Genomic DNA, 21,615 nt, shown 5'->3' on the forward strand with positions numbered 1-21,615 from the left:
CCAACGTTATGTCATACGCCTTATTACGCCCTTTTTTATTCAACCTTGACCCTGAACATGCCCATGAATTAACGCTTCAATTATTGGAAAAAGCGCATAAAGCCCATGCGTTAGGCTTTATCTATTCTCAGCAATCGCTACCAACTGAATGTATGGGTATACAGTTCACTAATCCAGTTGGACTGGCAGCGGGTTTGGATAAAAATGGCGATTATATTGACGCTTTGGCAGAGCTGGGCTTTGGCTTTATTGAAATAGGCACAGTCACGCCCAAACCGCAGGCAGGTAATGAGAAGCCCAGATTATTTAGAATAAAAGAGGCGGGGGCAATTATTAACCGTATGGGCTTTAACAACTTGGGTGTTGAACATTTAGTTAACAATGTAAAAAAATGCAAATATCAGGGTGTTATTGGTATCAATATCGGTAAAAATGCCATAACCCCGGTTGAAAATGCTGCTGATGACTACATATATTGCCTAGAGCGGGTTTATCCGTATGCTTCTTATATTACGGTGAATATATCTTCGCCCAATACTAAGAACTTGCGTGATTTGCAAAGTGGCGATGCATTAACCGAACTGTTAGATGCGATTAAATCCCGTCACAATCAGCTAGCAACCGAGTATGGCTTTTATGTGCCAATGGTGCTGAAAGTAGCACCTGATTTAACCACAGAACAAGTGGATTATATTGCCCAGCAGCTGATCGACTTTGATATAGATGGTCTTATTGCGACCAATACCACGTTAAGCCGTACTGGTGTAGAAGATTTACGCCATGGCGATGAAGATGGTGGCTTATCAGGTCGTCCAGTGGGTCATTTAAGCAACCAGATTATTGAGCAGTTTGCTGAACGCTTAGACGGTAAGTTGCCTATTATAGGTGTTGGCGGTATTGACAGCAGTGATAAGGCGGTTCGCAAAATTGAAGCGGGCGCGCAAATGATTCAACTGTATAGCGGTATGATTTATAAAGGACCTAGGTTGGTTCAACAATGTATTGAAGCGATTGCCAGTCATCGTGACAGCGAGCTGAGATAACGGATGAGTATGCTAGATATTATTATTGCCATTATTGTCTTACTCGGACTGTGGCGAGGATTTTCAGTTGGATTCATTCGTAGTGCGATTGCATTGGTGGGTTGGTTTATTGCTTTATTAGCCGCCACTCGCTTAGCGGATGATGTCGCGCCTTATTTTGCAGGCGTGGTACAGTCACCTGTGTTACAAATGGGTGCCGGCTTCTTGGCTGTTGTGTTAATCGTGATGCTGGTTATTCAGTTATTAACCTTGATGGTATCTGGCATTGTTAACAGCTTAAAGCTCGGTTTTGTAGATAAGTTTTTAGGCGGCACTTTAGGTGCTGCCAAAAATATTTTGGTGGTGTTGGTATTGCTGAGTGTTTCAGCGCCAGCCTTAATGACAACCTCAATGTGGCAATCATCGGTATTAGCGCCTGAGCTACTACCTTATGCCCCATTTGCCAAAGAATTTGCTGCCAAGGTTTTAAGTGGTGCATGGGAACAAATAGACATGCCCGCCGAAGACGTTGAGTCAGTAGATGGCCACACTGTAAATGATCAAACTTATTAATTAAGTTGGGTCAAATATAACTGGTCGTAAGTAACACGCTGATAACCTCAGTGATAACGATAGATTAGCAACCACTAATTTAATCGTCTAACCAATAAAGACTATTTTAAAAGGATAGAGTATGTGTGGAGTTGTAGGTATCGCAGCGCATGAACCAGTCAATCAGATGTTGTACGATGCTTTAACAGTGCTACAGCATAGGGGTCAAGATGCCGCCGGTATCGTGACCATGAAAGATGGGCGTTTTTTCCTACGTAAAGACAATGGTATGGTGCGTGATGTATTCATGACGCGTCATATGGTGCGTTTGGTTGGTGAGTTTGGTGTCGGTCACGTTAGATACCCAACCGCTGGAACCTCAAGTAGTGCGGAAGCACAACCGTTTTACGTCAACTCTCCTTATGGTATTACACTTGCGCATAATGGTAATTTAACCAATGCTGAACAGTTGGCCAAAGAGCTGTATCAAGATGATTTGCGTCACTTGAACACCAATTCTGACTCAGAAGTGTTGTTAAACGTGTTAGCGCATGAGATTCAAGCATTGGGTAAAACCAAGCCAACCCCAGAAGATATCTTTAGTGCTATCAGCTCTATGTATCAGCGTATTGAAGGCGCTTATGCGGTTGTGGCGTTGATTACTGGCCAAGGCCTAATCGCCTTTAGAGATCCAAATGGCATCCGTCCACTGATTTACGGTGAGCGTTTGGCTGCCGATGGTGGCACAGAGTATATGGTTGCTTCAGAATCTGTTGCATTAACCGGCTCTGGCTTTAAAGTGGTGCGTGATGTCAAGCCAGGTGAAGCCATCTTTATTGACTTAGATAATAACTTACATACCTTCCAGTGTATTGAGCCAAAAGAATACACCCCTTGTATGTTTGAATATGTATACTTCGCGCGTCCTGACTCTATCATGGACAATATCTCAGTATACAAAGCGCGTTTACGCATGGGTGAAAAACTGGCCCAGAAGATTCGTGATGAATGGGGTGAAGATCATGATATTGATGTGGTCATTCCAATCCCAGATACTTCACGTACCTCAGCGATGGAATTGGCACTTAACCTCAACATTAAGTACCGTGAAGGCTTCATGAAAAACCGTTATATCGGTCGTACTTTCATTATGCCAGGTCAGCAGCAGCGCAAAAAATCAGTGCGTCAAAAGCTAAATGCGGTACCTTTAGAGTTTAAGAACAAGAACGTCTTATTGGTTGATGACTCTATTGTGCGTGGTACCACGTGTCATGAGATTATTCAAATGGCGCGTGATGCCGGTGCTAACAAGGTATTCTTCGCCAGTGCTGCGCCACCGGTGAAGTTCCCTAATGTCTATGGTATTGACATGCCTGTTCGTCATGAACTGATTGCTTCTGGCCATACGGTTGAAGAAGTCCGTGAAATCATTGGCGCGGATCGTCTGATTTTCCAAGACTTAGATGACCTAGTAGAAGCGGTACAAGACACCAAACACAGCAAGGTCGAAGGCTTTGATTGTGCGGTATTTGATGGTAAATACATTACTGGTAACATTACTGAAGAGTATTTACAGTACTTGCAGCAGCAGCGTAATGATAAGGCTAAGAATAAAACTGGCGGCGTACAAGTGATTGCGGACACTCCCGTTGATATGACGGGCGTTCCTGAAGACGAAGCGTCTTAATCGGCTGCATACACGCTGTTATGGCTAAGGCCAAGTTAGTATCTTTGTATTTAACATCATAACTTGCCTTAGTAGTTAGCTATAAATAACCTGCCTTTAACTGAAGGCAGGTTATTTTTTTGGCTGTAGTTTGGCCAGTTATTAAGGTTTTGATTTATACAATTAACAATCAATCTTTCGATTTTATTTTCCGATGAAAACATGCTATTGCTAGGTAATAAAAATACTTAAAGATAAAAGTGCTTAATGATAAAAATTCTTGGCCATATAAATTACTTAGCCATAAAAAAGCAGCTAACCTTGGGTTAACTGCTTTTTTGTATTACTTAATTAATTGCACATCAATTGAGCGTCAATTGAATGAAGAGTTGGTTATATGCTTGGACTTAGTAGTAACCTAGGATTTTCCACCAAACTAGACCAGCTGCAATCCATACTACTAGGTTAACCACACTCATAACCGCACCCATTTTCCACCATTCGGCAAGCGTGGTATAGCCAGAGTTAAAGATAACAGGCGCAGTACCTGTTGCATAGTGGGTCAAGGTCATCATGATGTTACCGGCTGCTGCTAAGATTAATGCAAATAGCATTGGCGGCGCACCTAAGCTAAGACCAACAGCATAGAAGGCAGCAAACATGGCTGTAATATGCGCTGTGGTACTGGCAAAGAAGTAGTGCATATATAGGTATACCAAGGTTAAGATAACCACAGCACCCACCCAGCTAACACCTGTCATGCCAATCGCTGTTTCGATGTTGCTTGAGAACCAGGTAATTAAGCCAAGTTTGTTTAGGTAGTTGGCCATCATAACTAACGCACCGAACCACACAATGGTGTCCCAGGCAGATTTCTCTTTCAACACATCTTGCCAGCTTAATACGCCAGTAATTAATAGAACAGACAATCCAATAAAGGCGGTAGTCGTAGCGTTGACACTGAACTGATCGCCAAAAATCATAGCTGGTACGTTTGCCCAAAGTAGCAGCATAAGTGTGAACACGCCTAACATGATTTTTTCATGACTGCTGACTTTACCAAGTTTGGCCAGATTTTCTCTAGCATAACCTTTAGCATCTGGTGTTTCTTTAATTTGAGGTGGGTATATCCAATAAACGACCAATGGCATCAAAATTAGACACAATATACCAGGTACAAACATGGCGAGTGCCCACGTTGTCCACGACAATTGAATCTCACTCCCAGTGGCTTTATTGACCAGGTCAACCACTAATGGGTTAGGTGCTGTGGCGGTAATAAACATACCAGAGGTGATCGGGTTGGCATGATAGTTAACCATCGCCAAGTAACGCCCAATTTTGTTTTGAGTGCCTTGCTGCGGCGTAGAGTCAAAGCTTAACGAAATAGAGCGCATGATAGGGTGAATAATACCACCACCACGAGCGGTGTTCGACGGTGTGATAGGGGCAATGATGAGCTCAGCAATGGCCAATGCATAACCAATACCCAAAGTACGCTTACCAAAAATTGAAATAAAGTAATAGGCGATACGAGAACCAAGGCCCGTCTTAATCAGACCGCGTGAAATCATCACAGCGATACCAATTAACCAAATCAGAGGGCTAGAGAAACTCGATAATGCATCATTAATAGCATCTTTTGGTGTCTCTGCGGTCACCCCAGTCACTGCCACTAGGGTAATGGCAATCATCGCCAATGCACCAATAGGTAGAGCTTTACCAATAATGGCAACGATAGTGGCTACGAATAATGCCAACAGATGCCACGCATTATCGGTGACACCCTCAGGTGTTGGAATCACTAACCAAATGATCAATCCAACCGCAATGGCTATCGCTGCGGGAATTGGCTCAAATGCGAGTTTTTTTTCAGGTTCAGAATTTTTCTCGGAATCAGACATTATAAAATCCTATATAGTGTTATCTAGATAGATTTATTACATGGTTTAAGTTGAAGTGAAGTCATACAAAAGTGTGGTCATACAAAAAAGATAAAAAATATAAAATGGCTGCCGACTAATGTGTGTTACTCGACATTTTTTTGGCCAACTATAACATGGTGCTTATGAAGTTATTATTAATAAAATATAAGTAACACAGCAGTACCATAAATAAAATTTATGTTGGTTATTCCTATAGGATTATTATGACAAAACAAGATGACAAATTAAGCATTATTTTAGTGAGTTCATGTTGATTTGTGTTAACTACTCAAGCCATTCTAAACCCGCTATTAAGTAAAAAAATAAGTAATAAATAATGGGTTAAATTTGCAAATTTTTGAGGGAAATGAGGGCTGTCTACGTTAAGCTAAAATTAAGATTCGGTCTGCTTAACTTGAGCAATTAATTGTGATTTATGACGCCATAACATTAAGGCGGCAACCGCAAAACGGGACAGCAATAACCAATAAACGGCAAACCAAATAACCGGCATCGCATAAGTGCTGCCAAATTTTTGATAAATAAACCAGGTTAACGGGAAGAAGATAGCGGCGACAATAATGGCTACTTGACGAATTTTACTGCCTGCGGTCAAGCCGAACATAACGCCGTCCAACCAATATGCACCGGCGCCAATAATGGGTAATAGGATAGCGATATAACGATATTCTAACGCTAGGCTAGTGACACTAGGAATGTCGGTCATCAGATCTAAGAATGTGGGTAAAAATATCAGCCACAATACACTTAGCCCGACCGCTAGCCAAAAGGTCATCACACCGGTTCGCTTTAATGCTTTTATAAATAAGGCATGACCTTTACGCGCTGCTGCTTGACCGGACAGACTTTCAGCAGCAACTGCCACACCATCTAACGCAAAGGCTGAAATGCTTAATACCTGCAATAACACCGCATTGGTTGCCATTACAAGATCACCTTGCTGTGCTGATAGACGGGTAATCCAAGCAAAGCTTAACGTCAGTAAAATAGTGCGAATAAAAATGTCTTTGTTTAGGGAAAACAGGCTAAGCATTTTTTCTAACGCATATATCTCAGCAAGCCGCTGACGAATGCTTGGTTGAGCGTTAAGTTGACCGTTTTGTTGAGCGTCTAGTTGAGGATTAAGCGACTGCTGAGAAGATTTAGTAGTTTTTGAATTAGCTTGCGATAATGAGTTTTGGCTTAAAATGCGACGTGCCAATAAAAAAGCAGTACTACAGCCGATGGCATAACCAATCACTGTGCCTAATGCTACGCCTTTAAGTCCCATATCTAATAGATAGACAAAGCTTAAGGTCAGAACGATATTGATGGTAGAAATCAATAATTGAACCATCATCATTTGCTTGGTCTTGCCTTGACCCGCAAACCAGCCAATAAAGGCGTAGTTCATCAGTTCAAACACAATACCGAAATAGCGAATATCAATGTAGGTATGTGCTGCCTGCTGACTCGATGGCTGTGCGCCGAGTAGCTGTAATCCCAGCGCAATTACCCAGTCCTTACACAGCCAAAGTATTGCAGCCAAGATAACGGCTAATCCCAATGAGCGAAATAAGATATCTGCCAGCTCAGTACCTGACTTACCTGTCGCCACTTGTCTACCCAGTGCCTGAGCGGCCAGTCCTGATGAGGCATATTGCAAAAAGTTAAAGCTCACCAATATTAATAGCCAAAGCTGTGATGCAATACCAAGACCGGCCAGATAAAACGGCTCAGGGAAGTGCCCAACCACCGCCACGTCAATAGCACCTTGCATCGGCATGGCGAGATTGGCAATTAATACAGGTGTGGCAATGGCGATAATATGCTTGTAACTTAAGTCTAAAGGAGCAGGCGGGTTATTAGACTGAGAGTGACTCATGATAATTATCTTATTAGGTTAATAACGGGGTTAGAAGTAAAATTACTGCTTTAAGGGTTAAGAAGATAACAGTGTATTTGCTAAAACGAATAAAAGCACCCTAAGGTGCTTTTATTTTAAAATCAGTGATAGATTAGAGGGTTAGTCTGTTCAAGCCCTTAGCCTTTATAATCTTAGTCTTCAAAAGATTTAGGATCGTTAAAGCTAACCACTTCTTCTTGGAATTCAGGTTTGATTTTCACTACGAAGTCATCACGAGACAAGCCCATTGCTAGTGGAATTGAGCTTGAAATATAGGTTGATGAATAGGTACCGGCAATCAGACCAATGAAGAAGGCGACCGAGAACCAGAATAGACCAGCACCGCCTAAGAATAACATCGCTAATACCACAACCAATACAGTTGAGATGGTCATAATGGTACGACGTAATGTCTCAGTCAATGATAAGTTGACAATCTGTACTGGAGACGCATCACGCACCCGGCGGAAGTTCTCACGGATACGGTCATAGACAACGATGGTATCGTTTAATGAATAACCAATTAATGCCAAGATGGCTGCCAGTACCGTCAAATCAAACGGGAACTGGAATAAAGCAAACACACCTAAAGTCACGATGGCATCATGCACCAGTGCTAATAGAGCACCAATGGCCAATTTAAACTGGAAGCGAACACCAACATACAGCATCATCATACCCAATGCAGTTGCAATGGCGATTAACGAGCTGACATAAACTTCGCTACCGACTTGGCTACCAATAATGTTGACGCTACTAATAGTCGCTTCATTATTAGGTAAATCTAGTGCTTGTTTTAGGCTGTCATTAAGACCCTCAACGTTATCAGACTGAGGCGGCAAGCGAACCAATAGCTCGGTGGTACCACCTAGATACTGCACAACCGCATCATCGAAGCCTGCATTTTCAAGTGAGCTGATTACCTCAACTTGCTCAACCGGCTGTTCGTATTCAACATCAGCAGACACACCGCCGGTGAAGTCTAAGCCTAAATTTAAGCCATTGATGAATAGGGCGCCAATACTAACCAATACCAAGATGATAGATAAAATAGCCATTGGCTTTTCAATCTTCATGAATGGAATAATGCGCTTGTCACCAACTGCTTTAATACCACCTTCAGCTAGGGCAGCATCATCTTCTTCAAACAATGACGCATCATATGCCTCATTATCGGCAACTTCAGCATCATAGCCGTTACTGCTGATTGGTTCCTTATGAGCCGTGTCTTGGCTATGGGTTAACGCTGTGCTGCTTTCATCTGCTTCTGTGCCAGTACGACGGCGAGTTGGCGCATTACCTTTACCATCACGACGAGGACCACGACGACGAGGGCGACCGCCTTCATAGTAGGCAGGTTTTGAGCTATCAGGCGTGTTTGGATTGTTATTGTTTGGATTTTCATTCGAGTTGTTATTAGACATTATTCTCTCCTAGCCTATGCTCAATTTTTTGACAGATTTACGATTGCCATAAACCAGTTGCACCAAAGCACGCGTCACGATAATCGCGGTAAATAGCGAGCTTAAAATACCAATGGCTAGGGTAATAGCAAACCCTTTAATCGGGCCTGAGCCGATTGAGAATAAGATAATAGCAACCAGTAGGGTTGTCACGTTACCGTCAAAAATACTACTAAAGGCACGATCAAAACCGGCAACAATGGCTGACTTAGGCCGTGATCCTTCAGAAAGCTCTTCGCGTATTCGCTCGAAGATAAGTACGTTGGCGTCAACCGCCATACCAATGGTCAATACAATACCCGCAATACCAGGCAGCGTTAACGAAGCGCCTAAGATTGACAGTACCGCGACCATGATGACCAAGTTAAAGGCCAATGCGACGTTCGCAATCACCCCAAATAAGCGATAGAACACAATCATAAACAAGAACACCAATAAATAGCCTACCTTAGTAGAGAATAAGCCGTCATCGATGTTTTGCTGACCCAGTGATGGACCAATGGTGCGTTCTTCAACGAAGTACATTGGCGCAGCCAACGCACCTGAGCGTAATAGCAATGCTAGTTCGCCAGCTTCAGCGTTACTGTTCAAGCCTGTAATACGGAAGCTTGAGCCTAAGACAGCTTGGATGTTGGCTTGGCTAATAATCTTAGTTTCAGCATACGGTGTGCGGGTTTCAACCACTTCACCAGTTTCTGGATCTTCTTCGTAGCTGACTTTTTGTTTGTTTTCAATAAACAATACCGCCATCTGCTTACCAACCGCATTTTTGGTGGCATTTTGCATCAGCTTACCGCCGGCCGTATCCAAGGTAATATTAACCTCAGGCGCACCATTTTCATCAAGACCAGAAGTTGCGCCTTGTACACGCTCACCAGTTAAGATTGGTTGACGAATCAATAGTGACGGCGGACCATCTAAAGTCATATATGGGAAGGCTTCGGTACCTGCTGGTGGGATACCACCATCGTAGGTTGCATTCTCATCGGCGACCAGACGGAACTCAAGGTTAGCTGTACGACCTAATACACGTTTCGCTTCTGCGGTATCTTGTACACCAGGTAGCTCAACAACAATACGGTTACTGCCTTGAGACTGAACCAATGCTTCAGACACACCAAGCTCAGAGATACGATTACGTAGTGTCGTTAAGTTTTGTCCTACGGCGTATTTATTAATCTCTGCTAACGTGGCTTCATTATATTCTAGGCGCAATACAGGGCCCTGGTCGTCCATTAACGCTTGTAAATTGAACTGAGTGCCTTGGTCACGCTGGATAACGCGTTGTGCCTTGTCGCGCAGCTCAGTGTCGTTAAAGTGCAGCACTAGGCTTTGATCGACGACATTGATGCTTTTTAGTGGCACACGTTCGCTACGTAAGCTGCTGCGTACTTCACTACTGGCTGTTTTTAAACGTTGATCCAGTGCTTTGTTCATATCAACTTCAAGCACAAAGCGCACACCGCCTCGTAAGTCAAGACCAAGCTTTAACGGCTTGGCACCTATACTACGTAACCAATCGGGTGTAGTTTGCGCAAGGTTTAACGCCACAACATAGTCATTGCCAAGCTGCTGGCGCAATACTTCTTGTGCTTTACGTTGATCAGCGCCATTTTGAACTCGGACTAATGCACTGTTATCTGCAAAAGTCGGGTCATGATAGGCAATACCAGCGTCATCTAACAGCTGAGTTGATTGATTGAGTACCTCTTCGGTCAGCTCAGTACCTGCTGAGGCACTTGTTATTTGCACCGCGGGCTCATCAGGATATAAATTTGGCAGGGCGTATAGACCTGCAATGATGAGAACGGTGACGATTAAGAAATATTTCCAGGCGGGGTAATGCATAGTAGCTTCTTCACTTGAGGGAAGGTAAACAGTTGAGTGCTATGAGCAGACGTTTACAGATAAAAAGTAGGGCGCCGAGTTGCCGTTAATCTATGAATGAACGACTTTTGGCGTCTGTTTAGTCTGATGTATATATAGGGTGCACTGTCATTATATTAAAGAGTACAAGACTAAAAAGCACGTGGTTAATAACTGAATAAATACACGTGCTCTTAATAATAATCAAAGTTTTAAGCCATCAAACCAAACCTAAATAAGTTTGGTTTGAGTTAAACTAATTGTAAATTAAATGGCTTATTCTAGGATTTAGCTGTAAAAGCTTAGCCTATTATAGTAGGCCATCCATTGTGCCATTTGGTAATACTGAAATCACAGAAGCACGCTGAATCATGACGTCATTTCTGTCATTTAAGCTAACAACCGCATAATCACCATCAATTGATTTGATTTTGCCCATAAGGCCACCAGCAAAGATAACTTCATTGCCGACAGTTAGCGCGTCAACCATGTTACGGTGCTCTTTTGCACGTTTTGATTGTGGTCTAATCACTAAGAAGTAAAAAATAGCGAAGATGGCCAATGGGAATATCCATTGCATGATCATAGCCGATCCACCTTGTTCTGGAGCGGCATGGGCTGCTTGAATAAATAAAAGCATAAAATTTCCTTAAAGTTTGCAGTCTTACTTTTATCAATAAAATAAGTATTATTAAAAAAGATTAATTGTTTCGCCATGCATTATACCGTTATCGCAAAATAATACAGTCATACCAAAACAATTAGGTATGACAGGATAAACGCATGAAAAAAGCATTATTATATAATAAATTATAAATAAACAGTTTGGTTATTAGTATCTATAGATAGAGGCATTATAATTTAACACGCATAGTATCAAAAAAAAGGCCCCTTGATAACTATTAGTTGTAATACAACGCATTATTTCACCGCAATTATCAATCAAACAGCCGCTTATTTAGGGACGCCATTAAATGAATGCTAGCGACAACCCCTCATTAAACGCTATAATCAAGACAATAACTCACAATTTTTTCAACCAGTTATCCAAATAGAGGCCATCATGCGTTTTGTTTTAATGATTTTATTGTTTGTAATCTTTGGCTATTCTTTAGGCTTGGTTTTGGTGAATAGCAGTGAAGTGGCTGTTAATTTACTATTCTCTCAAGCACCAGAGATGAACTTGGGTCTATTGCTTATCCTATGTATCGGTCTGGGCGTGCTAATCGGTATGTTATTGGCTTTATTACTGTTTAAAGTATTACAAAACAAATGGGAGATTGGTCGCTTAAACAAAGAAAACAGACGTTTAAAAGAAGAGCTGACTCAAGCGACGGTAGAGATTGAGCGTCATTCATTAGCAAACCAAGCTGACAAAACAGTCTTTGTTGACAGTGAACTACAATCACCAACGCCAAACCAGCCGCGTACTGATGTTTCTGATAGCCATAATACCATTCGCTAGTTTTTTATAAATTTAGGAGATATTGTGTCTCAAGACTTGCAATCGACCCAATCACCTTCATCGACTCACAATGGGCAGGATCAAATGACGCGTCCTAATTCACCAATTATTGTGGCGCTTGATAAGGCGTCAATGACAGAGGCTTTAAGTCTAGCCGATCAATTAGATCCAGCATTGTGCCGAGTAAAAGTAGGCAAAGAGCTTTTCACTCGCTGCGGGCCACAGATTATTGATCAACTACACTCTAGAGGCTTTGAGGTATTCTTAGATCTTAAGTTTCATGACATTCCCAATACTACAGCGCAAGCGGTATTAGCGGCTGCTGACATGGGTGTGTGGATGGTGAACGTTCATGCCAGTGCCGGACTTGAGGCGATGCAGACCTCTAAGCAGCGCCTAGTTGATGCCGGTCATGATACCTTACTGATTGCCGTTACTGTGCTTACCTCAATGTCACAGCAGGCGTTAGATGGCATCGGTATAACGACAGCATTGCCACAGCAAGTAGAGCGCTTGGCGTTATTAACTAAGCAAGCAGGCTTAGATGGTGTCGTCTGCTCAGCTCAAGAGGCGCAGCGATTAAAGCAGCTGTGTGGTGATGAGTTTGCATTAGTCACTCCAGGTATCCGCACGTTAGAGGACTCAGCAGATGATCAAAAGCGCATCTGTACACCAGAGCAGGCGATGCAAAATGGCTCAGATTACTTAGTGATCGGTCGTTCAATTACGCAAGCCGCTAATCCTACTGACAAGATGGCATCGATATTAGCCAGCTTACGTCAAGCGTCATGATAAAAGCATTCAACCAGTAATGACAAATCATACTAAGCAACCCAGCACATTTAATAACCAAAACCCGCTCAGCACCAATACTCAGGGTGCGGGCGGGGACTCTGTTGATACTAGCGCTGTTGTTGGCGCGAAAGTATCAGCATTGCCTAAGCGCTTACATGCGATGCCACCAACCCCCGCTCATTTGCCAGAGAGCATGATACAGTCAGTCAAGTATTTACCCAATAGCAATGAGCGTATGTTGCTGTTTACCAGACATTCATTGCGTGAACGCTCAAATGGTCAAGGTTTTGCCAGTTATGATTTACCGTTAACGCCAAAAGGGCGGGTTTTGGCAAAATCATGGGGGCAGTGGTTGGGCAATCATCTGTCATATTCCCTAGATACTCAAAGTATCGCCAGTCCCATTGGGCGCTGTGTCAATACAGCGCAGCTGATGCAAGAGGGCGCAGGTGTAGATCAACCGATTACTCATGAGCCTTTATTAGTTGAGCCTGGAAGCTTAGTCACCAATCCTTTCAAAGCCAATATGGTGTTTAAACAGATAGGTGCGCTGAATTTCATCAATGCATTCTTGAAAGATGAACTAGACAGCACTAAGCCGGCTAGGCAAGGCGGTTTAGATCTGTTGTCGTTATTATATGACTCACAGCCTGATCCTGGCCACTTAGCATTGGCCGTTAGCCATGACACGCTATTAGCGGCTTTCTTGGGTGTAATGCGCCAAGCAGGCATCATTAGCTGGGATGATTGGCCTAAGATGATGGAAGGTATGTTTGTTTGGTTTGATGATAAGCCATTTGAAGAATCAACGGCGAACTTTATTTGGCGTGGCGAGCATTTTCAGGTTGCGACCAATACCCTTTAATTGCTAATTATAAATTTAAGCGGCTGGTTATAAATTTAAGCGCTATTTATAAAATAGATAGACATTAAAAAACCCCTAACTTCATAAGCTAGGGGTTTTTTTGAATCATCGCAGTCCGTTAATTAAAACAGACTTAGGCTTAAATAATTAAGCTTTAAGTGCTTTGATTGCTTTGTTATAACGGCTCTTATGACGAGCAGCTTTGTTCTTATGGATAACGCCTTTGTCAGCCATACGATCAATAACAGGTACTGCTTTGTTATAAGCGGCAGTCGCTGCTTCGTAGTCACCAGCTGCGATAGCGGCATCTACTTTTTTGATGAAAGTACGGATCATTGAACGCTGTGATGCAGCGTGTTGACGACGAGTAGTGTTTTGACGAGCGCGTTTACGAGCTTGTGCAGTGTTAGCCACAGATGTCTCCTTGGTAGAGTTTAATTACTAAATTAGGACTCAGTAATAATTACTGATGAATATAAAAATCAATAGTTTATAGTAAAAACTGATTGACGCAAAATTATATTTATAAATTTACACAAAACGTATCAATCTAACGCTAGATGATATGATGTTTGCCTACTTTAGCCATTATGGATCTGAGACTATCCATTGGCTAGCTTAAGTTAGCTATAGTGACGACTGTGATACTTGGTATAAGCAGCCAGTTTACAACCATCATTTTATAGCCAGGCTATTCATTGCGTACGCATTGTTTATTGGGTAAGCGTTAAAAGCCGAGGTATAAAATTTAGTATCAAAATCGTCATTAACACAAATTTGGAATATTATATTTGTGTGCAATTTAAAGCCGGTAATTTTAGCAAAAAAATGCTGTAATTACAATACAAACTGCTTAAATGAGGCGATTTTGGTCCAATAAACAGCTTTAAATGCAATTTATAAAGAACTAATTACTTTTCTAATTGTTTTGAGTCGGCTTTTACTACTATCGTTTTAGCAATTTTATCGTGAATGCTGCGGCGCTGTTTATTTAATGTCATAACTACAAAATCTGCTAACATAATCATCGTGCCTATCATAGGGATTAGATATAAAGCAGAGGTAACCACGCTGCGTAATAAAATAACATTAGTAGCTGAAGCTAGCTTTTTGGACTGCTCATCCACAATACGAATACCGTTAAGCAATTTACCTAGTGTCTGGCCACGTCTTAAAAGCAATAGCAGCTGAATGGTAAAGAGGGCCAAAAACATAATCGAAGTTATTGAACTTAGATGCTCAGGCACCGACAGGGCCAATTGAGTCATTTTTTCCATATCGCCATTAGTGGCGGTAATTTTTGCAAAATCGTAGTTTATGCCCGATAAAAATGGAATATAACAAGCTATAAACAATAAAGCATCAATTAAACCAGCCAATACACGGCTGGCAATACTGGCTAGCGGATAAGTTGCCGTAGCTTTAGACAATACATTTTGTCGTTGCTGCGTGCTTGGTGTTGCAGTACTGAATGGAGAAGTAGATGAAGAAGGACTGCTACTGGACGGCTGCTGACCATATAGCTCTGCAACGGTAGTACGTTTTCTGTCAGGATCTGTCTTTGCGTTTGGATTGTAGTTATATTGACCGTGAGTCATTTCGCCCACAGGTACCCACTGTTCCATACCCTCATGCCACATAAGGTCAGTCAATGCTACCTGCTGTGTAGCAAGCATATTGTTAAGCTCAGTGAGTGTATATGGACCAGCTTGTACGCCGTTTCTAGCGAGGAAAATCTGCATGTAGATAACAACCTTTTAAAAGTACAACGTCAGATAATATGTCGATTAGCTTTTATCATAAATGAAAACGACCACAATAATCAATATAGCTTGATAATTGTGGTCGCTGCTCAAAGTAAATAGACAAAACTTAAAGTCACTGCCTATTTACTTTATTTAGTCTGCTTATTTAACTAGCTATTTAACTTCAGCTTTGCCATTGGCATTGGCATCATCAGCTAAGAACATCCAAGTGTCTAGTACTGAGTCTGGGTTTAATGACACAGAGCTAATACCTTGCTCCATTAACCAGTAAGCTAGATCTGGATGGTCTGATGGACCTTGACCACAGATACCAACGTATTTGCCTTGTTTGTGACACGCTGCAATTGCCATTGATAACAGTTTCTTAACCGCTTCATCACGCTCATCAAATAAGTGTGAAACAATGCCTGAGTCACGGTCAAGACCTAGTGTTAACTGAGTTAAGTCGTTTGAACCGATAGAGAAGCCATCGAAGTGCTCTAAGAATTCATCTGCTAATAGAGCGTTGGTTGGCAGCTCACACATCATGATTAACTTAAGGCCGTTTTCACCACGTTTTAGACCGTTAGTTTCAAGGATTTCTACCACTTCTTTCGCTTCTTTCGTAGTGCGAACGAATGGAATCATAATTTGAACGTTGGTTAAGCCCATTTCGTCACGTACACGTTTTAATGCACGGCACTCAAGATCGAAACAGTCACGGAAAGTTTCAGAAACATAGCGGCTGGCACCACGGAAACCAAGCATTGGGTTTTCTTCTGATGGCTCGTATAATTTACCGCCGATCAGGTTAGCGTATTCGTTTGATTTAAAATCAGACATACGCACAATAACAGGTTGCTCTCTGAACGCAACGGCTAGAGTTGAGATACCTTCAACTAACTTGTCTACGTAGAAATCTACTGGAGAAGCATAACCTGAGATACGCTCTTTAATAGCTTGTGACACTTCACGTGGCAAGGTGTTCATGTTTAATAGTGCTTTAGGATGCACACCGATCATACGGTTAATGATGAACTCTAAGCGTGCTAGACCAACACCTGCGTTTGGAATTTGAGTGAACGAGAAGGCACGATCTGGGTTACCCACGTTCATCATAATTTTGAACGGTAACTCTGGCATCGCATCAATAGAGCTGCTCTTCACTTCAAAGTCAAGAATGCCTTCGTAGATAAAGCCAGTATCACCTTCAGCACATGATACAGTCACTTCTTGGCCATCTGATAATACTTCAGTTGCGTTACCACAACCAACGATAGCAGGTACGCCTAGCTCACGTGCAATAATGGCAGCGTGACAAGTACGACCACCACGGTTGGTGATAATAGCAGATGCACGCTTCATGACAGGTTCCCAATCTGGGTCAGTCATATCAGAGACCAATACGTCACCAACTTCAACTTTGTCCATTTCATGGATGCTGTTAACGATTCTAACTTTACCAGCGCCAACACGTTGACCGATAGAGCGACCTTCACACAATACTTTAGCGTCTTTGCTTTGGATTAAGTAACGTTCCATAACGTTACGGTCCTGACGGCTCTTAACGGTTTCAGGACGTGCTTGAACGATGAATAGCTCATTGGTATCGCCATCTTTAGCCCACTCAATATCCATTGGCTGGCCATAGTGTTTTTCGATAACAAGCGCTTGTTTGGCTAGTTCGTTAAGCTCTTCAGTAGTTAGTGAGAATTGGTTACGATCTTGCTTCTCAACTTCAACTACTTTAACTGAACGCGTGGTGCTACCTTCTTCACCGTAGATCATTTTTTGGTGCTTGCTGCCTAAGTTACGACGAATAACAGCAGGCTTGTTTTCCGCTAATAGAGCTTTTGATAGGTAGAACTCATCTGGGTTAACCGCACCCTGTACAACCATTTCGCCTAGACCGTAGCTTGAAGTGATGAATACTACTTCATCAAAACCACTTTCAGTGTCTAGCGTGAACATAACACCAGAAGCGCCGGTTTCTGAGCGAACCATACGCTGAATACCAGCAGATAGGGCAACGCCTGCGTGCTCAAAGCCTTGGTGAACACGGTAAGCAATCGCACGGTCGTTATATAGTGATGAGAATACTTCTTTGATAGCGATTAATACGTTATCAATACCACGAATGTTTAGGTAGGTCTCTTGCTGACCTGCGAAAGAAGCATCAGGTAAATCTTCTGCAGTTGCTGATGAGCGTACAGCAACAGCGATATCTTCACCGCCACTCATGACGTCAAAGGCTTCACGGATTTCTTTTTCTAAAGATTCTGGTAATTCTTGTTCGATAATCCAGTTACGGATTTTTTCACCAGTTTCCGTTAGTTTTTTAACATCATCAACGTCTAAGTTTTTTAGCTCGTCGTTGATTTTGTCTAAAAGCCCAGTTTCAGTCAGAAAGTTATTAAATGCTGCGGCAGTTGTGGCGAAACCGCCAGGAACACTAACCCCAAGATCTGATAAGTGGCTGATCATCTCGCCTAGTGAGGCATTTTTACCGCCTACGGTTTCGACGTCATTTTTGCCTAACTTGTCAAGGGTAATAACTTGCGGTGTTGTCATGATAACTCCAGGAAATAAGGTTATTTTTTTCGAATTATACCGCTATTTGAGTAGTTTGTGTATGGGTGCTTACCATTTTGCACTGCGAGTTAATTACAAGTGAAATTGTAAGTAAGCAGTGTTGCAAAAGTATCTTCGTACAATGCTGCTAAAACACTAAAAGTATTATGGCATCATAGAGAAAATTGCGCTAAATAAATTAAACGCCCAAACGGTTGCCATCTACGGTAATTGGATGTGCCGAGACTATAACATTTATATTAATTGAACGTCCACGTGACAAAAATGGCAAGAGCGGGTTTTGAGGGGGTTACGCCTTATCAAAAAAGAACTAATTATTTGCTAAATATGATGTATTTATTTTATTTATGGTGGATGATTAGAGGGGATTGTTCGATTTTATTAAATATAGATCAGTTATTTAGAAATAAAATCAATCATTGGCGATGGGAAGTTGAATGCTAGCTTGAATGTCATATTGCCATTAGCGATGACAGTTATTTAGCTAAACAGCAGAGTAGTGAATAGGTTTTGAGCAACTAAAGTCTAAAATCAAAGTACAAATACAGCACACATTAGTAGTGAATCTGTCACAATTGTAGCAGCGATGAAATTAATCTGTAAAGCACATTTATTATATTAAGCTAATTGTGCTTTTAACTATTTGTAACTATTTGTGCTTTTATTAAGTTCAAGGCAACAGCGATAACTAAAGCAATCGTCTTGCTTAAAGCAACATTCACGCTAAATTCAATATGCTTGACTTTGGACTAGGCGGCTATAGAATAAAGTATTAATCTATCCTCACTCAGCATTTAATAGACTGATTAATAAATAGATGAATAGCCTAGTGCGAACTAAGCGTCTAAATCTTATTAGCATCGAACCCAGCGATGCATCCTAAGGACATTTATGGAAAACCTAATTAATACCCTGTCTGCAAAACCGACCATCCAGAATCGAAGTGCTCTAGCCATAGATGATACACCGCAAGTACTGCGTGTGGCCTTTTTTATCTCTGATGGGACGGCTATTACTGCTGAGACATTGGGACGTTCTATATTAAGTCAGTTTGCCAGTGTGCCTTTTGAAACCCGAGTCATTCCATACGTCGATAGTATAGAGATGGCGCAAGCTGCAGTAACGCATATCAATCAGGCTTATCAGAGCACCGGTATTTTGCCGTTGGTATTCGACACCATTGTCGATCCAGATATTCGCGAAGTGATTAATTCCGCTCAGGCCTGTAATTTAGATATGTATGAGGGCTTAATTGGGCGTATTACTGATGAAATTGGGGTAGAGCCTGATGGACATTCAGGGCATGCGCACGATGATGTTGACTCGGAGACTTATAAGTCGCGCATTGATGCGGTACATTTTGCCTTAGATAATGATGATGGTGCTCGTACTCGACATTATGATATGGCTGATATTATTTTGATTGGGGTATCACGCTCAGGTAAAACACCGACCTCTTTGTATCTGGCGCTACAGTTTGGTATTCGGGCGGCCAACTATCCATTGACAGAGGATGATTTGTTCGATAACCAGCTGCCTAAAGCGTTGCAGCCACACAGAGACAAACTGTTTGGTTTAATCATTGATACCGAGCGTTTACAAAAAATCAGACAAGAGCGTCGTGCCGGCAGTCGTTACGCCAGCTATCGTCAATGTGAGGAAGAGCAGCGTGCGATTCAGGCCATTTATATGACTCAGAATATTCCAAGTTTAGACGTCTCTGAGATGTCGGTTGAAGAGATTGCAACTCGTATTTTACAAATTACTGGCTTAAAACGTCGCATTGGTTAGGCAGATAAATATTATTCCGCCTGCTCTAATTTTTGATTAGTACTCATTAATAACTTTTAATTTTCGTAAGTTAGGTTTCGAATCAAACAAAAAACATCGCTACAACAATCGCTTGTGGCGGTGTTTTTATTTTTTTACAGTGAATGGTTGCTTTAATGTCATTCAACCGGCTTTTACCATGACCTTATTGGGCTAACTTGGTATAATGCCCGTTAATGACCTTTTTAACACATTTTTAAACGCTTTTTTGAAAATCGAAGCACTAACGTCATAGTCATAATAAGAGGGTAGTATGTCAAAAAAACGCAAAAGCGACGAATCTAATGAAGCAACTGATATTGATAATATGAATAATACTAATAAAGAAAACGACGAGTTAACCGCAGATAGCGCTAATGCTAACGACAAGCAAGCGGCAAAAAGCGACACCTTAAGCAAAGCGGCTAAAGACATAGCAAGCTCAATTGATGAAAGCCTATACCATCCTAACCTAATTAGTCCATTAGACAGTGATCGTATTCGTATTAACTCAGGATTCACTCGAGATTCAATACGCATCAAAACTGATGAGCATGACTTTGAATATGACGCGGTCATTATTGGTGCCGGTCCTGCTGGTGAAGCGGCTTCAATGAAGCTTGCTAAAGCCGGTAAAAAAGTAGTGATGGTTGATGCCCGTAATCAGGTGGGTGGTAACTCAACTCACGTGGGTACCATTCCAAGTAAAACCTTGCGTCAATCTGTGTTTAACTTGATTAACTATCGCCGTGACCCTTTATTTTCACAAGGCTTAGACTACTATCAAGTACCACTAAATAAGGTGCTGACTAAAGCCCGTAAAGTAGTACGCAGTCAAGTTGAGACCCATACCCGCTTTTATGAGCGTAACCAGATTGAAGTGCGTCATGGTTGGGCCAGCTTTATTGATAAACATACTCTAAAAATAGAGCTGGGTGATGGTCTTGGCTTTGAAACCATTACCTTTAACAAAGCTATTATTACGGTAGGTAGCCGTCCATACCGTCCAGAATTGTTAGACTTCGATCACCCACGTGTGTTTGACTCTGACAAAATCCTACAAATGGATTATGTGGTCAAAAAGATCATTATTTATGGTGCTGGCGTGATTGGCTGTGAATATGCCTCTATCTTTACCGGTCTTGGTTACAAAGTTGATCTGATTAATAACCATGATGAGTTATTGAGCTATCTTGATAAAGAAATTAGTGATGCATTGGCGCACGACTTCCGTCAGTTCGGTGTATTAGTAAGACATAACGAAGAAATTGAAAAGCTTGAGACCCATGATGATTATGTAGTGCTGCACTTGAAGAGTGGTAAACGCATTAAGTCAGATGCCATCTTATGGTCGAACGGCCGCTCTGGTAATACAGAAAGCTTGAACTTAGAGGCGGTTGGACTAAAAGCCAATAATCGTGGTCAGTTAAAAGTTGATGATACTTATTGTACTGAAGTAGATAACATTTATGCCGCCGGTGACGTTATTGGTTGGCCGTCACTAGCATCAGCTGCTTATGACCAAGGTCGTTGTGCTGCCGCCTTTATGATTGGTGATGAAGATGCTGAGCCAGTATCTAGCGTACCAACCGGTATCTATACCATCCCTGAAATCTCTTGTATTGGTAAGACAGAGCAAGAGCTAACTGATGAAAAAGTACCTTACGAAGTGGGCCAGGCATTCTTTAGACATCTGGCGCGTGCACAGATTATCGGTGAATTAACCGGCGTATTAAAAATCTTGTTCCACCGCGAGACGTTAGAGATTCTGGGTATTCACTGTTACGGTAACCATGCCTCAGAGATTATCCACATTGGTCAGGCTGTGATGAAGTCAGGTAATTCACTTGAGTACTTTGTGAATACCACCTTTAACTATCCAACCATGGCTGAAGCCTATCGTGTGGCTGCGCTAAATGGTTTAAACCGAGTGTTTTAGAGTTA

At 41.9% G+C, this 21,615-nt stretch carries 16 protein-coding genes; 8 read left to right on the forward strand and 8 right to left on the reverse strand.

Annotated elements, in window-relative coordinates; translation table 11 throughout:
* Positions 1-8: 8 nt before the first annotated feature.
* The 3 genes from A6J60_RS13025 to purF all read left to right on the forward strand — a co-directional run bounded on the left by A6J60_RS13025 (position 9) and on the right by purF (position 3,261).
* On the forward strand, positions 9-1,043 hold the full coding sequence (locus tag A6J60_RS13025; protein ID WP_096066354.1) for a quinone-dependent dihydroorotate dehydrogenase: 1,035 nt from the start codon (positions 9-11) through the stop codon (positions 1,041-1,043).
* Positions 1,044-1,052: 9 nt separating this feature from the next.
* A complete protein-coding gene (locus A6J60_RS13030; protein ID WP_227526160.1) occupies positions 1,053-1,595 on the forward strand; it encodes a CvpA family protein in 543 nt (180 codons plus the stop codon).
* A 121-nt stretch (positions 1,596-1,716) separates the two neighbouring features.
* Entirely contained in the window at positions 1,717-3,261 is a 1,545-nt protein-coding gene (gene purF, locus A6J60_RS13035) for an amidophosphoribosyltransferase (protein ID WP_096066356.1), read from the forward strand.
* 386 nt (positions 3,262-3,647) lie between these two features.
* Here the strand turns inward: purF and A6J60_RS13040 are convergent, their stop codons facing one another.
* The 5 genes from A6J60_RS13040 to yajC form a co-directional block, all read right to left on the reverse strand.
* Positions 3,648-5,144, reverse strand: a complete 1,497-nt coding sequence (locus A6J60_RS13040; RefSeq protein ID WP_096066357.1) for an anion permease — start codon at positions 5,142-5,144, stop codon at positions 3,648-3,650.
* Between the two features lie 415 nt (positions 5,145-5,559).
* Positions 5,560-7,050 carry an MATE family efflux transporter gene (locus tag A6J60_RS13045; RefSeq protein WP_096066358.1) on the reverse strand — a complete coding sequence of 497 codons (1,491 nt, stop codon included), beginning with the start codon at positions 7,048-7,050 and terminating at the stop codon, positions 5,560-5,562.
* Between the two features lie 173 nt (positions 7,051-7,223).
* On the reverse strand, positions 7,224-8,495 hold the full coding sequence (secF, locus tag A6J60_RS13050) for a protein translocase subunit SecF (protein ID WP_227526161.1): 1,272 nt from the start codon (positions 8,493-8,495) through the stop codon (positions 7,224-7,226).
* A 9-nt stretch (positions 8,496-8,504) separates the two neighbouring features.
* The gene (gene secD / locus A6J60_RS13055) at positions 8,505-10,382 is read right to left on the reverse strand and encodes a protein translocase subunit SecD (protein ID WP_096066359.1); all 1,878 of its coding nucleotides are present in this window, start codon (positions 10,380-10,382) and stop codon (positions 8,505-8,507) included.
* A 328-nt stretch (positions 10,383-10,710) separates the two neighbouring features.
* Entirely contained in the window at positions 10,711-11,040 is a 330-nt protein-coding gene (gene yajC, locus A6J60_RS13060; protein ID WP_096066360.1) for a preprotein translocase subunit YajC, read from the reverse strand.
* A 423-nt stretch (positions 11,041-11,463) separates the two neighbouring features.
* On the opposite strand from yajC, the gene A6J60_RS13065 reads away from it, so the two are divergent.
* From A6J60_RS13065 to A6J60_RS13075, 3 genes are all read left to right on the forward strand, one after another.
* Complete coding sequence (locus A6J60_RS13065) at positions 11,464-11,865, forward strand: lipopolysaccharide assembly protein LapA domain-containing protein (protein WP_227526162.1); 402 nt, start codon at positions 11,464-11,466, stop codon at positions 11,863-11,865.
* 84 nt (positions 11,866-11,949) lie between these two features.
* Positions 11,950-12,657: an orotidine-5'-phosphate decarboxylase gene (gene pyrF, locus A6J60_RS13070; RefSeq protein ID WP_096066601.1), complete on the forward strand. Its 708-nt coding sequence runs from the start codon at positions 11,950-11,952 to the stop codon at positions 12,655-12,657.
* 163 nt (positions 12,658-12,820) lie between these two features.
* Positions 12,821-13,525, forward strand: coding sequence for a histidine phosphatase family protein (locus A6J60_RS13075; RefSeq protein ID WP_096066602.1), 705 nt, complete (start codon positions 12,821-12,823; stop codon positions 13,523-13,525).
* Positions 13,526-13,672: 147 nt separating this feature from the next.
* On the opposite strand, the gene rpsT is transcribed toward A6J60_RS13075, so the two are convergent.
* From rpsT to ppsA, 3 genes are all read right to left on the reverse strand, one after another.
* Positions 13,673-13,939 (reverse strand): 30S ribosomal protein S20, encoded by a 267-nt coding sequence (rpsT, locus tag A6J60_RS13080; protein ID WP_096066361.1) that lies wholly within the window; start codon positions 13,937-13,939, stop codon positions 13,673-13,675.
* Between the two features lie 497 nt (positions 13,940-14,436).
* Complete coding sequence (locus tag A6J60_RS13085; RefSeq protein WP_096066362.1) at positions 14,437-15,267, reverse strand: RDD family protein; 831 nt, start codon at positions 15,265-15,267, stop codon at positions 14,437-14,439.
* Between the two features lie 177 nt (positions 15,268-15,444).
* Entirely contained in the window at positions 15,445-17,841 is a 2,397-nt protein-coding gene (gene ppsA / locus A6J60_RS13090) for a phosphoenolpyruvate synthase (protein ID WP_096066363.1), read from the reverse strand.
* 975 nt (positions 17,842-18,816) lie between these two features.
* Here ppsA and A6J60_RS13095 point away from each other — a divergent pair.
* A complete protein-coding gene (locus A6J60_RS13095; protein ID WP_193778115.1) occupies positions 18,817-19,653 on the forward strand; it encodes a pyruvate, water dikinase regulatory protein in 837 nt (278 codons plus the stop codon).
* 292 nt (positions 19,654-19,945) lie between these two features.
* Positions 19,946-21,610, forward strand: a complete 1,665-nt coding sequence (gene sthA, locus A6J60_RS13100) for a Si-specific NAD(P)(+) transhydrogenase (RefSeq protein WP_227526163.1) — start codon at positions 19,946-19,948, stop codon at positions 21,608-21,610.
* Positions 21,611-21,615 lie beyond the last annotated feature (5 nt).

The sequence above is a fragment of the Psychrobacter sp. FDAARGOS_221 genome (assembly GCF_002313155.2).
Classification (GTDB): Bacteria; Pseudomonadota; Gammaproteobacteria; order Pseudomonadales; family Moraxellaceae; genus Psychrobacter.

What these genes read in the sequence shown, in the direction of transcription:
- A6J60_RS13025 (WP_096066354.1), top strand. Translation starts at nt 9, where the DNA reads ATGTCATACGCCTTATTACGCCCTTTTTTATTCAACCTTGACCCTGAA.
- A6J60_RS13030 (WP_227526160.1), top strand. Translation starts at nt 1,053, where the DNA reads ATGCTAGATATTATTATTGCCATTATTGTCTTACTCGGACTGTGGCGA.
- purF (WP_096066356.1), top strand. Translation starts at nt 1,717, where the DNA reads ATGTGTGGAGTTGTAGGTATCGCAGCGCATGAACCAGTCAATCAGATG.
- A6J60_RS13040 (WP_096066357.1), bottom strand. Translation starts at nt 5,144, where the DNA reads ATGTCTGATTCCGAGAAAAATTCTGAACCTGAAAAAAAACTCGCATTT.
- A6J60_RS13045 (WP_096066358.1), bottom strand. Translation starts at nt 7,050, where the DNA reads ATGAGTCACTCTCAGTCTAATAACCCGCCTGCTCCTTTAGACTTAAGT.
- secF (WP_227526161.1), bottom strand. Translation starts at nt 8,495, where the DNA reads ATGTCTAATAACAACTCGAATGAAAATCCAAACAATAACAATCCAAAC.
- secD (WP_096066359.1), bottom strand. Translation starts at nt 10,382, where the DNA reads ATGCATTACCCCGCCTGGAAATATTTCTTAATCGTCACCGTTCTCATC.
- yajC (WP_096066360.1), bottom strand. Translation starts at nt 11,040, where the DNA reads ATGCTTTTATTTATTCAAGCAGCCCATGCCGCTCCAGAACAAGGTGGA.
- A6J60_RS13065 (WP_227526162.1), top strand. Translation starts at nt 11,464, where the DNA reads ATGCGTTTTGTTTTAATGATTTTATTGTTTGTAATCTTTGGCTATTCT.
- pyrF (WP_096066601.1), top strand. Translation starts at nt 11,950, where the DNA reads ATGACGCGTCCTAATTCACCAATTATTGTGGCGCTTGATAAGGCGTCA.
- A6J60_RS13075 (WP_096066602.1), top strand. Translation starts at nt 12,821, where the DNA reads ATGCCACCAACCCCCGCTCATTTGCCAGAGAGCATGATACAGTCAGTC.
- A6J60_RS13085 (WP_096066362.1), bottom strand. Translation starts at nt 15,267, where the DNA reads ATGCAGATTTTCCTCGCTAGAAACGGCGTACAAGCTGGTCCATATACA.
- ppsA (WP_096066363.1), bottom strand. Translation starts at nt 17,841, where the DNA reads ATGACAACACCGCAAGTTATTACCCTTGACAAGTTAGGCAAAAATGAC.
- sthA (WP_227526163.1), top strand. Translation starts at nt 19,946, where the DNA reads ATGTCAAAAAAACGCAAAAGCGACGAATCTAATGAAGCAACTGATATT.